Annotated in this window: 10 protein-coding genes; 6 read left to right on the top strand and 4 right to left on the bottom strand. The window is 71.5% G+C overall.

The genetic code is table 11. The features are described 5' to 3' along the window. Nucleotides 1-120: 120 nt before the first annotated feature. Nucleotides 121-567 carry an Lrp/AsnC family transcriptional regulator gene (locus Amac_RS26680; protein ID WP_155357153.1) on the top strand — a complete coding sequence of 149 codons (447 nt, stop codon included), beginning with the start codon at nt 121-123 and terminating at the stop codon, nt 565-567. Here the strand turns inward: Amac_RS26680 and Amac_RS26675 are convergent. The 3 genes from Amac_RS26675 to Amac_RS26665 are packed head-to-tail and all read right to left on the bottom strand — an operon-like array spanning nt 540 to nt 4032. Further along, on the bottom strand, nt 540-1559 hold the full coding sequence (locus Amac_RS26675; RefSeq protein ID WP_155357152.1) for an N-acetylglucosamine kinase: 1020 nt from the start codon (nt 1557-1559) through the stop codon (nt 540-542). The two genes, Amac_RS26680 and Amac_RS26675, sit on opposite strands and share 28 nt — an antisense overlap. After that, nucleotides 1556-2815 carry a 6-phospho-beta-glucosidase gene (locus Amac_RS26670; RefSeq protein WP_155357151.1) on the bottom strand — a complete coding sequence of 420 codons (1260 nt, stop codon included), beginning with the start codon at nt 2813-2815 and terminating at the stop codon, nt 1556-1558. Before Amac_RS26670 ends, Amac_RS26675 begins: the two co-directional genes overlap by 4 nt. Beyond that, nucleotides 2812-4032, bottom strand: a complete 1221-nt coding sequence (locus Amac_RS26665; RefSeq protein WP_155357150.1) for an ROK family transcriptional regulator — start codon at nt 4030-4032, stop codon at nt 2812-2814. Before Amac_RS26665 ends, Amac_RS26670 begins: the two co-directional genes overlap by 4 nt. A 116-nt stretch (nt 4033-4148) precedes the next feature. Here Amac_RS26665 and Amac_RS26660 point away from each other — a divergent pair, with 116 nt between their 5' ends. The 5 genes from Amac_RS26660 to Amac_RS26640 all read left to right on the top strand — a co-directional run bounded on the left by Amac_RS26660 (nt 4149) and on the right by Amac_RS26640 (nt 12654). After that, the gene (locus Amac_RS26660) at nt 4149-5186 is read left to right on the top strand and encodes a LacI family DNA-binding transcriptional regulator (protein WP_246268718.1); all 1038 of its coding nucleotides are present in this window, start codon (nt 4149-4151) and stop codon (nt 5184-5186) included. Between the two features lie 268 nt (nt 5187-5454). After that, nucleotides 5455-7302, top strand: a complete 1848-nt coding sequence (locus Amac_RS58400) for an extracellular catalytic domain type 1 short-chain-length polyhydroxyalkanoate depolymerase (RefSeq protein WP_155357149.1) — start codon at nt 5455-5457, stop codon at nt 7300-7302. Nucleotides 7303-7388: 86 nt separating this feature from the next. Further along, nucleotides 7389-9632, top strand: a complete 2244-nt coding sequence (locus tag Amac_RS26650) for a HelD family protein (protein WP_155357148.1) — start codon at nt 7389-7391, stop codon at nt 9630-9632. Between the two features lie 569 nt (nt 9633-10201). Beyond that, complete coding sequence (gene lnt / locus Amac_RS26645) at nt 10202-11902, top strand: apolipoprotein N-acyltransferase (protein ID WP_246268716.1); 1701 nt, start codon at nt 10202-10204, stop codon at nt 11900-11902. 8 nt (nt 11903-11910) lie between these two features. Further along, the gene (locus Amac_RS26640) at nt 11911-12654 is read left to right on the top strand and encodes a polyprenol monophosphomannose synthase (protein ID WP_155357146.1); all 744 of its coding nucleotides are present in this window, start codon (nt 11911-11913) and stop codon (nt 12652-12654) included. A gap of 375 nt (nt 12655-13029) precedes the next feature. Here Amac_RS26640 and Amac_RS26635 read toward each other — a convergent pair. Next, on the bottom strand, nt 13030-13337 hold a 308-nt coding region (locus Amac_RS26635; RefSeq protein WP_218041295.1), incomplete at its 5' end, for a hypothetical protein.

Raw genomic sequence — 13337 nt, 5'->3', positions numbered from 1 at the left:
CCCCTAAATGTGCCGATTGGGGCCGGTGGGGCAAGTGAGGCGACGGACGGCTACTGATGGAATCAGGCCGTGACCACTTCCGGGTCCGGGAGTGGTCACGGCGGCGGTACCGTTTGCGGGGTGGAGGAGATCGATCGCCGCATCGTGACGCTGCTGGCCGCCGATGGGCGGATGAGCTTCACCGACCTCGCCAAGGAGACCGGCCTTTCGGTGTCCGCGGTGCACCAGCGGGTGCGCCGCCTGGAGAAACGGGGCGTGCTGCGGGGATACGCCGCGCTGATCGACTACGACGAGATCGGGCTGCCGCTGACGGCGTTCGTCTCGATCAAGCCGATCGATCCGGCGGCGGCCGACGACGCGCCGGATCGGTTACGGCACCTGACCGCGATCGAGTCGTGCCACAGCGTCGCGGGCGACGAAAGCTACATCCTCAAGGTGCGGGTGGCGTCGCCGTCGGCACTGGAGGACCTGCTCAACCAGATCCGTGCGTCGGCCAACGTGTCCACCCGGACGACCGTGGTCTTGAGCACCCCCTACGACTACCGCCCCCCGGCGATCGCCCCCTGAGCCGTGACGCCGCCCTCAGGATCCGCCCCGACCGGCTGGCGGAAATGGGCGCGGACCTTGTCGTACGCGGAGGGCTTGGCCTTGAGGTGGTCGAGGCCGTGGAGGATCGCGCCGACGATCGGGGGGACCTCGGTCACCAGGAGCGTGGCGTGTGGGGCCCTCGCCGCGTACTGCTCCTCGATCAGGGCGGTGAGCAGCGGGTCGCGGGCGGTGAGGACGCCGCCGCCCAGAACGACTTCGCAAGGGGACGCGAGCAGGCCCACGCGGCGCATGGCGACCGTGCCGAGCAGGGTGATCTCCTCGGCCAGGCGGGTGACGATCGCGCGGGCGACGGGGTCGCCGGAGGCCATGCCGAGCAGGGGCGCGACCAGTTCGTGCAGGCGTCCCATGGCCATGTCGCCGAGGTGGAAGGCGATCACGGCCGCTTCCACGGACGGCGTGCCGAACGTTTCGCGGACCGCGTCGGTGAGCGTGGTGGCGGGGCCGCGGCCGTCCTCGGCGCGGGCCGCGTGCCAGAGAACCTCCTCGGCCAGGCCGGACCCGCCGCCCCAGTCGCCACTGAGGCGGCCCAGGGCCGGGAAGCGGGCGACCCGGCCGTCGGGGGCGACGGCGACGGCGTTGATGCCCGCGCCGCAGACCACGGCCGCCCCCCACGGGGCGGACGAACCCGAGCGGAGCAGGGCGAAGGTGTCGTTGGCGACCACGACGCTGGAGCTGTAGCCGCGGGAGCGGAGTTCGGCCTGGAGCCGGTCCTCCTCGACGGGCAGGTCGGCGCCCGCGACGTAGGCGGCGATGTGGTCGGCGTACGGCGGCCGAGCGCCGGGCAGCATGCGGGCGGCGGTCTCGCCGATCACGTCGATGGCGGCGGCCACCCCGGCGCTCTGCGGGGCGAAGCCCGCGCCTCTCCCGGCGGCCAGGACGGCGCCGTCCTCGGCGACCAGGCAGACGTCGGTCTTGCTGTTGCCGCCGTCGACCGCGAGCACGGTCCTCACCGGGCCGCCCACGGCAGGTAGGCCCGGTTGGCCGCGATCAGCCGGTCGGCCAGCTCGGCGGCGAGCGTGGCCTGCCCGATCAGCGGGTGCGCCAGCAGCGCGTCCTTGACCCGGTCCGCGCCGCCGTGCCGCGCCGCCTCCAGGGCCAGCGTCTCGTACGCCGACACGTTGCCGATCAGCCCGCGGAACAACGGCTCGACGGCGGGCACGGGCAGCGGCCTGGCGCCGGAGGCGTTCACGACGGCCGGGACCTCGATGACGGCGTCGTCGTCCAGGAACGGCAGCGTGCCGTCGTTGCGGGTGTTCACCACCTGAACGTCGCCCCGATCGCTCACCAGGGAGGCGATCAGCGCGACCGCCGCCTCGGAGTAGTACGCGCCGCCGCGCCGGTTCAGCAGCTCCGGCTTGGTGTCGGCGGCCGGATCTGCGTAGATCTCCAGCAGCGCGTCCTCCATGGCCTTGACCTCGGCGGCCCTGGACGGCTTGGCCCTCTGCTCGGCCACCACGGCGTCGTGCTCGTAGAAGAAACGCAGGTAGTAGGAGGGCACCACGCCGAGATGGCGCACCACCCAGGCGGGCAGCCCGATCTCGGCCGCGATCGGTTCGCCGTGCTCCTCGATCAGCCGGGGCAGCACCTCCACGCCGTCCAGCAGGACGCTCCGCTCCCAGGTCAGATGGTTCAGCCCGACATGCCCGAGCGAGATCCGGGCCGGATCCACCCCGAGCCGCTGCGCGAACCGGCGCTGGAACCCGATGGCCACGTTGCACAGCCCGATCGCCCGGTGCCCCTCGTCCAGCAGCGCCCTGGTGACGATCCCGACCGGGTTGGTGAAGTCGACGATCCACGCGTCCGGCGCGTGCTCCCGCACCGTGGCGGCGATGTCCAGCACGACGGGAACCGTGCGCAAGGCCTTGGCGAGGCCGCCCGCGCCGGTCGTCTCCTGCCCGACGCAGCCGCACTCCAGCGGCAGCGTCTCGTCCACGTTCCTGGCGGCCTGCCCGCCGATCCGCAGCTGCAGCAGCACCGCCCCGGCCCCGGCCACGCCCGCCGCGACATCCGTCCACGTGGTGACCCGGGCCGGATGCCCGGCCCTGGCCAGCATGCGCCGGGACATCCCGGCGATCAGCGCCAGCCTGCCCTCGTCCGGATCGACCAGCGCCACCTCACTGACCGGCAGCTCGCCGCGCAGCCGCGCGAACCCGTCGATCAGCTCCGGCGTGTACGTCGAGCCGCCCCCGACCACGGCGAGTTTCACCCGTGTGCTCCTGTCATGAGAACCTTCGTCGAACTGAACACCTCGTCGCGTACGGCGTCCAAGGCGAGATCCAGTCCCCCGGCGAGAACGGGATTGCCCGCCACGGTGGACAGCCGCACGGGCGGGTTGGGCAGGCAGAGCGCGTGCAGCTCGCGCTCGATCAGCGCCCGCAGCGTCTCGCCTCCGGCCAGCAGCATGCCGCCGGAGAGCACGACCAGCTCCGGGTCCACCACCGCGGTGACCGCGGCCAGGCCCATGGCCAGCCGTCCCGCCACCTCGCCCAGCGCCTCGCGCGCGGCGGGCGCGAGCCTGCCGCCGCCGTCCGCCGCCCGGACCGCGTGCCGTACCGCCACGGCCGGGGTGGCGCCGCGCAGGCCGTGCTCGCGCAGCACCCGCAGCACGGCCGGGCCGCCGGACAGCGCCTGGTAGCCGTGGTCGGCGCCCTCGCCCACCTCGCGGGCGGTCGGCGCGCCCACGGCCGGCATGTAGCCGACCTCGCCCGCGCCGCCGGTGGCGCCCCGGTGCAGGCGGCCGCCCAGCACCAGCGCGGACCCGATGCCCGCGTCCGCCCACAGCAGCACGAAGTCGCGGTGCCCGCGCGCGGTGCCGTGCGCCTGCTCGGCCAGCGCGACCAGGTTGACGTCGTTCTCCACGTCCACGGGCACCCCGACCCCGTCCCGGAGCCTGCCGAGCAGGTCGGGCATGTGCCAGCCGGGGATGTGCGCCGCGTAGCCGAGCCGCCCGGTGCCCGGGTCCAGCGCGCCCTGGATGCCGATCACGACGCGGTTCGGCCGGGGCAGGCCGGGACCGGCCCCCGCGAGCGCGGCCCGGACCTTCGCCACCACACCCTTCGGGTCCCCGGCCGCCCGTCCGGGGGTGGCCAGCCGGTGCTCGGCGACGACCGTGCCGGTAAGATCGGCGACGGCGACGGCGATCCTGGCCGGCGTCACGTCCAGCGCGGCCACGTGCGCGGCCGCCGCGTTGATGCGGTACAACTCGGCTGTGCGGCCCGGCAGGCCTTCGCGGATGCCGTCCAGCACCACCAGGCCGGCCTCCTGCAGCCGGGACAGCAGCTGGGAGGCGGTCGGTTTGGACAGCCCGGTGAGCGCGCCCAGTTCGGGCCGGGTCAGCGGCCCCCGGTCGAGCAGCACCTGCAGCGCGGCCCTGTCGTTGATCGCCCGCAGCAGGCTCGGCGTGCCGGGCACGAGCTGGCTCACGGTGAGTCCCTCCCAGAACGGTTAGGAAAGTTTCCTAACCACCCAATGAAAGTAAAGAGTCTTTCCGAACTAGTCAAGCGCCGCGACCGAGTTGTGACCCATGTACACTTCGCCGCGTGACGGCGACGGATCCCGAGGCGCGGCGGCGCGGGCGTCGTCGGGGCGAGATGACGGTCGCCACCATCGCCAGGCTGGCGGGCGTCTCCGCGCCGACGGTCTCCAAAGTGATCAACGGCAGGGCCGGGGTGGCCCTCGACACCCGGCGGCGGGTCGAGGAGCTGCTGCGCGAGCACGGCTACCGCCGCCCCGAGGCGGTCGAGCCCGCCGCCATCCTCGAAGTGGTGTTCTCGGTCCTGGAGAGCCACCTGGCCATCGAGATCATGCGCGGCGTGGAGTCGGTGGCCCGCGCGCACGAGCTGGCCGTCGGCTTCAGCGAGATGCGCGGGCGGCTCGCCCCCGGGCGCGGCTGGATCGAGCAGGTGCTGGCCCGCCGCCCCACCGCCGTGATCGCCGTCTACGCCGGGTTCACCCCGCAGCAGCAGGGCCTGCTGTCCACCAGCGCGATCCCGCTGGTCGCGCTGGACCCGACCGGCGAGCCGGGGCACGCCATCCCGTCGGTGGGCGCGACCAACTGGAGCGGCGGGGTGGCCGCCACCCGGCACCTGCTCGACCTGGGCCACCGCAGGATCGCCAAGATCAGCGGCCCGCTCGGCTTCCTGTGCGCGCGGGCCAGGCTGGACGGCTACCGCGCCGCCATGGACGCCGCCGGGATCCCGGTCGACCCCGCGCTGGTCCGGGACGGTGCGTTCGCCTTCGAGGACGGCCTGGCCAGGGGAGCCGAGCTGCTCGCCCTGCCCGACCGGCCCACCGCCGTCTTCGCCGGGAACGACCTGCAGGCGCTCGGCGTGTTCGAGGCGGCCAGGCGGGCCGGGTTGCGGGTGCCGCAGGATCTGAGCGTGGTCGGCTTCGACGACCTGGAGTTCACCCGGTGGTGCGGGCCGCCGCTGACCACCGTGCGCCAGCCGCTGACCGACATGGGCGCCGCCGCCGCCGAACTGGCCGTCGGGCTGGCCTCGGGGCGGCCTCCCGCGCAGACCAGGGTGGAGCTCGCCACGACCTTGGTGGTCCGCCAGAGCACGGCCGCCCCCGCCTGAAGGTTCTGCCGCTCACGCCTGAAAGTTTTCCCCGCTTCGCGCCTGAAGGTTCTCCCGCTTCGCGCCTTCCCGCTCACGCCTGAAAGCTTTTCCCGCTCCGCGCCTAAAGGTTTCTCTCGCTTCGCACCTGAAAGTTTCTCTCGCTCCGCTCTCTGGCCAGGGCCGCGTGCCCCCGCCCTGGCCAAGCGCTTGACCGGCCTCCCGGCGCGGCCTACGTTTCCGCCGAATGCGATCGCTGCTAGCTGCGAAACGTTTCTAAGGAGAGCGAATGACGAAGGTGAAAGGCGTCGTGAGCACGGCCGTGGCGATGCTGATGGTCGTCGCCGGCCTGGTGCTCGCCCGGCCGGCCTCGGCGGCGTCGCTGGTCGAGGTCACCGGCTTCGGGACCAACCCGACCAACCTGCGCATGCACATCTACGTGCCCGACAACGTCGCGCCGAACCCCGCCATCCTGGTGGCCGTGCACTACTGCACCGGTTCCGGCCAGGCCTTCTTCTCGGGCACCCAGTTCGCGTCCCTGGCCGACCAGTACGGCTTCATCGTGATCTACCCCACGGCCACCCGCAGCGGCAGCTGCTTCGACGTGTCCTCGCCGCAGACCCTGACCCACAACGGCGGCAGCGACTCGCTGGGGATCGTGTCGATGGTCCGCTGGGCGGTGCAGAACCGCAACGGCGACGCCAACCGGGTCTACGTCACCGGGGCCTCCTCCGGCGGCATGATGACCAACGTGCTGATCGGCGCGTACCCGGACGTGTTCAAGGGCGGGGCGGCGTTCATGGGCGTGCCGTTCGGCTGCTTCGCCACCACCGACGGCTCGATGTGGAACAGCCAGTGCTCCTCCGGCCAGCGGATCATGACGCCGCAGCAGTGGGGCGACCTGGTGCGCAACGCCTTCCCCGGCTACACCGGGGCCCGGCCGCCGATGCAGATCTGGCACGGCACCACCGACACCACCCTCGCGTACCCGAACTTCAACGAGCAGATCAAGCAGTGGACCAACGTCCACGGCATCAGCCAGACGCCCTCCTCCACCACGACCCCGCAGCCGAACTGGACCAGGACCCAGTACCGGGACGGCGGGGGCAACCTCAAGGTCGAGGCGTACAGCATCGCGAACACCGGGCACAGCCTGCCGCTGAGCGGCCAGGCGGCGCTCGCCATCCAGTTCTTCGGCCTCAACAACTCCACGCCGGGCAACGACACGACCCCGCCGAGCACGCCGGGCGCCCCGACCGCGTCCAACGTGACCTCGTCGGGCGCGACCCTGACGTGGGCGGCATCCACGGACACGGGTGGTTCCGGTCTGGCGGGTTACAACGTGTATCGCGAGCAGGGTGCGACGGACCCGCTGCTGGGTTCGCCGACGGCCAACTCGATCACCCTGACCGGGCTGACGGCCAACACCCAGTACCAGGTCTATGTCCGGGCCCGTGACGGCGCGGGCAACCTGTCGGGCAACTCCCAGCTGGTGACGTTCACCACGACCACCGGCGGCGGCACCGACACGACTCCGCCGTCCACTCCTGGTACGCCTACCGCCTCCAATGTCACCTCTTCGGGTGCGACTCTGACGTGGACGGCGTCCACGGACACGGGTGGTTCTGGTCTGGCGGGTTACAACGTGTATCGCGAGCAGGGTGCGACGGACCCGCTGCTGGGTTCGCCGACGACCAACTCGATCACCCTGACCGGCCTTACCGCCAACACCCAGTACCAGGTGTACGTCCAGGCACGCGACGGCGCCGGGAACCTGTCCGGCAACTCCGCACTGGTCACCTTCACCACCACCGGCGGCGGTACTGGCGGTGCCTGCACCGTCGTGGCCACCACCCAGAACACCTGGAACAACGGGTACGTGATCCAGCCGGTCACGGTGACGGCCGGTGGCGCGCCGATCACCTCGTGGACGGTCACCTTCACCCTGCCCGCCGGTCACACCATCTCCGGTTCGTGGAACACCACGCTGACCGTCAGCGGCCAGACCGTGACCGCCAAGAACGTCGGTCACAACGGCAACCTCCCGGCGGGCGGCAGCGGCAACTTCGGCTTCCAGGGCAGCCGCCCCAACGGCAACACCGCCGTGCCGACCGGCTACACCTGCACCACTCCGTAAATATGGTGAAACGCTGAAACCGATGGAATGATCGCCGACTCGCCCGTCGTGAGAGTCGTGGGCACCCAGGTAGAATCTGGCGGCCTATGTCTCATTCAACGGCGGGCGAGCTGGCCCGCGAGCAGCAATACGTCGCCACGCTCTACGAGCGGCTGGACGTCCTGCGGGTGCGGACCCGCGGGCAGCTGGACGGCGTCCTGGCCCAGGGCGCCGCGGGCGGAACCCACCAGAACCGCTCGGAGCGCGACTCGTTCGCGGATATGTACGCGACCCGCCTGGCCCGGCTGTGGGCGGTGGAGCACGGCCTCTGCTTCGGCCGCCTCGACCTGGTCGACGGCGTCGGCGCGGAACTGGATGAGACCAGGCTCTACATCGGCAGGCTGGGCCTGTCCGACGACGACCAGCACCGGCTGCTGATCGACTGGCGGGCCCCGGTGGCGCAGCCGTTCTACCGGGCCACCCCGGCCGCGCCGATGGGCGTCACCCGCCGCCGCCACCTGCACACCAAGGGCAGGACCGTCCTCACCATCGACGACGACCTGCTCGACCTGGACGGCCTCTCCGACGCCGACAAGGCCACCCTGAACGGCGAGGCCGCCCTGCTGGCCGCGCTCGGCGAGACCCGCACCGGCAGGATGCGCGACATCGTCGCCACCATCCAGGGCGAGCAGGACAAGATCATCCGAAGCGACCTGAACGGCGTGCTGGTCGTGCAGGGCGGGCCGGGCACCGGCAAGACCGTGGTGGCGCTGCACCGGGCGGCGTACCTGCTTTACACCTACCGGGAACGGCTGGAACGCCGGGGTGTGCTCATTCTCGGGCCCAACCTGACATTCCTGCGCTACATCGAGCAGGTGCTGCCGTCGCTGGGCGAGACCGACGTGCTGCTGTCCACCGTGGCCGAGCTTTATCCCGGGGTGACCGCGCGCCGGGCCGAACGGCCGGAGGCCGCCGCGTTCAAGGGGGCGGCGCGGATGGCGGAGGTGGTGGCGCGAGCCGTACAGGATCGGCAGCGCATGCCGCGGCAGACGGTCGAGATCAGGCTGGACAAGTTCACCCTCAAGCTGGACCGGCAGACCTGCGACGTGGCCCGCTCCCGGGCGGTCAAGTCGCGGCGGCCGCACAACGCGGCCAGGAGCGTGTTCGTGCGGCAGCTGCTCAACGCGCTGACCAAGCAGGCCGCCCGGCATCTCGGCCGGGGCATGCTGAACGACGAGGACTTCGCCGACCTGCGCGAGGACCTGCGCACCGAGGAGCCGGTGCGGGCCGCGCTGAACCGGCTGTGGCCCTACCTGACCCCGCAGCAGCTGCTGATCGGGCTGTTCACCTCCCGGGAGCGGATGGCCTACGCCGGGCTGACCCCGGCCGAGGCCGACCTGCTGCTGCGCGAGCCGCCCCGGGCCGGGGAGGGCTGGTGGAGCGAGGCCGACGTGCCGCTGCTCGACGAGGCGGCCGAGCTGCTCGGCGACATCGACGAGAGCGTGCTGCGGGCCGCCCGCCGGGCCGAGGAGGAGCGCGAGCAGCAGCTCGCCTACGCCCGCGAGGTGCTGGAACTCACCGGCATGGCCGACATCATGGACGCCGAGCGTTTCGCCGATCGGCAGCAGGCCGAGGAAACCTACCTCACCACCGCGGAACGCGCCGCCAAGGACAGGACCTGGGCGTTCGGGCACGTGATCGTGGACGAGGCGCAGGAGCTCTCGGCGATGGCCTGGCGCCTGGTGATGCGACGCTGCCCCACCCGCTCGATGACCGTGGTCGGCGACATCGCCCAGACCGGCTCCACGGCGGGCGCGCTCAGCTGGGCCAACGTGCTGGACCCCTACGCCGCCGGACGGTGGCGTGAGGCCGGGCTGTCGGTCAACTACCGCACCCCGGTCGAGCTGATGGCCGTCGCCGCCGACGTCCTCACCCTGGTCGACCCCGCCCTGAAGGCCCCCGAATCGGTACGGGAGAGCGGCGAGCGGCCCTGGGCCCGGCACGTCGCCGACCTGGGCGAACTCCCCGCCATCGTGGCCGAGCACCAGGTGCCGGGCGGCAAGCTGGTCGTGCTCGTCCCCGAAGGGCTCCGGGTCGAGCTCCCCGGCGCGGTGACCGGCGCGGGACCGGCCGCGCTGGAGGCGGCCGTCTCGGTGCTCACCGTGGCCGAGGCCAAGGGCCTGGAGTTCGACGCGGTGATCGTCGTCGAGCCGGGCCGGATCCTAACCGAGTCGCCGCGCGGCCCAAGCGATCTTTATGTCGCGCTGACCCGGGCCACGCGACGGCTTGGCGTGGTGCACACCGCGGGGCTGCCGTCTGTTTTGACGGCCCTGGATCGGCGCACCCAGTAGTGCGGCAATAGCGGTCGGTGGGGGACATCCCCGGTGCGCACCCCTACGGTGGCTCTCGCCCGGGCCTGTCCTACCTGCGAAAACTTGGTATTCCCGCTGTTCGGGACACGGTTGACATCTGCGCTGAGGTCGGTAGTTTGCTGCGCAGTCCAGCACGGGACTGACCGGTTGGCCGTCTTCAGACATCGTCGGATTCTGCGTCCGTGACGGAGCGTGACCACAAGGTCCGTCCGTTAGCTCAGCCAGGCGCAGCGCCGACGTTCCGTCGAGGCGGGGCACCCCAACCGGGTGGGGGGTTGGACCCGGGAAGGATCCGGACACCCAGTAGACAACGGAACTCCGCGCCCGCCGCCGACGGGACGGAACCGGTCCGAAGGGTTCGTCCGCGTCCTGTTCCGTCTCGTGTGAGCGACTGCGAAGGACGAAGGGCACGAAGGCACCCGTGCCCGGAGCGAAACGCCGGGATGGTCCTTGAGTTCTCCTGTGGCCACAGGAGAACTCAAGGACCATTGACTCATAACGCCCCCCGTGGTTTGGGGTCCGCTGGTCATCGCGGGTACGGTCCTATCGTGCTGAGTGACGCGACCGTCCCCGACGTGGCCGAGACGGCGGAGACGCCCGGTTCAGGCCACCTGGCCGGACCGCCCGCCTGGGCTCGCGCGCTCATCGTCATCGGCGGCGGAATCCTGACATTCCTCGCGTTTCCTCCGCTCGGCTGGTGGTTCACCGCGCCCTTCGGGGTGGCGCTCCTGTTCTTCGGTCTGTACGGCGCCGGCCTCCGCCGCGCGGCCTGGCTCGGTTATCTGGGCGGCGCGGCCTTCCTGTTCCCGGCGATGGCCTGGGTGCGGCCCATCGGAGACGACGCCTGGCTGGCCCTGGTCGCCATTGAGAGCGCTTTCTGGGCCGTCATGGCAGTCGCGGCCGTCCTCGTCATGCGGCTGCGGCTGTGGCCGCTCTGGGTCGCCTGCCTGTGGGTCGCCCAGGAGTGGGCCCGCGGCCAGTTCCCCGTCGGGGGTTTCCCCTGGGCCCGGCTCGCCTTCAGCCAAGGCGATTCCCCGTATACCGGGCATGCCGCGCTGGGCGGGGCCCCGCTTGTAACTTTCACGGTGGTCTTGTCCGGCTCGCTGATCTCTTTCCTGCTCGTGCGCGGCCTGCCGCGCCCCGCCTGGAACCGTCAGGTCGCGTTGATCCTCGCCGGGGCGGTGGCCCTGCCGGTGCTCGGACTCCTCGTTCCCCGGCCGGGCGACGAGGGCAAGGCCCTGCGCGTCGGGGTCGTCCAGGGCAGCGTGCCCGGCCGCGGTCTCGGCTGGGCGGGGAACGAACCCGCCGTCGTGCTGAAGAACCACGCCGACGAGACCCACCGGCTGGCCGCCGCCGTGCGGGCGGGCGAGCTGCCGAAACCGGACATCGTGGTGTGGCCAGAGAACTCCACCGACATCGATCCGTACCGGAACGCGGCCGCCTACCAGACCATCGACGCGGCCGTGAAGGACGTCGGGGTGCCCGTCCTGGTCGGGGCCGTGGTGTCGATCGGAGCCGAGAGCCGGGCCACCCGGGCCGTCGTGTGGGATCCGGTGACCGGGCCCGGGGCCTACTACGACAAGCAGAAGCTGGTGCCGTTCGGGGAGTTCACGCCGTACAAGGAGATCGTGCTGGCGCTGTTCGAGCGGGCCAACCTGGTCGGCAGGCAGTCGGTGCCGGGGTCCGAGGACGGGGATCTGCGGGTCGGCCCGGTCACCGTCGGGGCGGTGAGCTGCTACGAGGTGGCCTTCGACCAGATCGTGCGCGGCACCGTCCGGGCCGGGGGCTCGCCGCTGGTCGTGCAGACCAACAACGCCACCTACGAGCTGACCAACCTGCCGCCGCAGCAGCTGGCCATGTCCCAGCTGCGCGCCGTCGAGCACAACCGGGCGGTGATCGCCGTGGCCACCACCGGCATCTCCGCCTACGTCAGCCCGGACGGGACCGTGCAATGGCAGACCGCCGAGCTGGTGCCCGACCGCACCGTGGTGACCGTGCCGGTGCGCACCGCGAACACCCTGGCCACCCGGGTGGGCGGGTGGCCAGAGCTGCTGTTGATATTGATGGGGGCGGCGGCGACGATGGTGGCTGCCGGTGCGGCATGGCGGCAGCGGGAAAGCAGGCGGGACGGCAGGGCGGCACAGGACGACGTGCCGGGTGAGCACAGCCAGGGTCACGGCCAGAGCGAGGGCGACGGCCGGCTTCGCAGTCAGGGCCAGAGCCAGGGTCACAGTCAGGGATTGGACTAGGGAGTCGCATGGATCGGATGCCGGGACGCGTCCTCGTCATCGTCCCCACCTACAACGAGCGCGAGAACCTCCCGCTGATCGTGAAAAGGCTCCGCACCGCGCTGCCCGACGTGGACGTGCTCGTCGCCGACGACAACAGCCCCGACGGCACCGGAAAGGTCGCCGACGAACTGGCCGCCGACGACGCGCAGGTGCGCGTGCTGCACCGCCCCGGCAAGCAGGGCCTCGGCACCGCCTACATCGCCGGCTTCCAGTGGGGCCTGGCCGAAGGCTACGACGTGCTCGTGGAGATGGACGCCGACGGCTCCCACCAGCCCGAGGAACTGGCCAAACTCCTCGACGCGGTGGCCGGCGGCGCCGATCTGGCGATCGGCTCCCGCTGGGTCCCCGGCGGCAAGGTCGTCAACTGGCCGTCCTCCCGCGAATTCCTGTCCCGCGGCGCCAACATCTACACCCGCATCATGCTCGGCCTCCCGGTCCGCGACGCCACCGCGGGCTTCCGCGCCTACCGCGCCACCACCCTCCGCAAGATCGGCATCGAGGGCGTCCACTCCCAGGGCTACTGCTTCCAGGTCGACCTGACCCTCCGCACAGTCCGCAACGACCTACGCGTCGTCGAGGTCCCGATCACCTTCGTAGACCGCACCATCGGCGCCAGCAAGATGAGCGGCCGCGTGGCCACCGAGGCTCTGTGGCGAATCTCCCTGTGGGGCATCACCGGCCTCCCGGCCCGCCTCCGGCGCAAGCGCTGATCACAGGGCTGGTTCCGGCGTGCTGTGACTGTCGTGTTGTGCGGGTGTCATGGCGTTGGCGGCGGCGGGGGAGCCTAAGGAGTAGTAGAGGACTCGCGTGATGGGTGCCTTTCGCCGAGCGTGTGAACGCGCAGCTCACGATGGATTCACGATGGATTCACGCTGGGTTGAAGGCGTTGCGGAACACCAAGCGAACGCCCATGGAAGACCGCTGACTTCATCGCTGCCACCCTCACCCCCTCCCATTCACGACAATTCGCACATAGCCAACTACACAGAGTTGCCAATCGAACGTGTGAGCGATATCCTGGGCAGTAGGTCGGCCGATCGATCCACGACAGGAGGTGGCCCGCGATGATGACCTCAGGTGCAGTGCTACTGCCCGACCACCGGGCCCTCTCCTCCTCGTCTCCGCACTTGTGCGCTCCCGCCGACCGTGACGGCCACGACGAAGGCCACGGCCACGACGATGGTCACGATGACGGCCACGACCCCGCCGCCGGGCTTTCCCTCATTGCCGGCCCCGGCGGTGCGCCGCGCCCGCGAACACCGCCACCCCGGCGACGTACCGGAACACCCAGGGCACAGGGAACCGACCGGATTCCCGGCGATTCCCGTGGCGCGGTCCTGCTGTTGCATCCCTCCCGAACCCACATCATCGCCGCCGACTCCGGCAGCCAATC

It is taken from the genome of Acrocarpospora macrocephala, from assembly GCF_009687865.1.
In the GTDB taxonomy this organism is placed as follows: Bacteria; Actinomycetota; Actinomycetes; order Streptosporangiales; family Streptosporangiaceae; genus Acrocarpospora; species Acrocarpospora macrocephala.
This window is presented reverse-complemented; position numbering and strand designations above follow the sequence as displayed.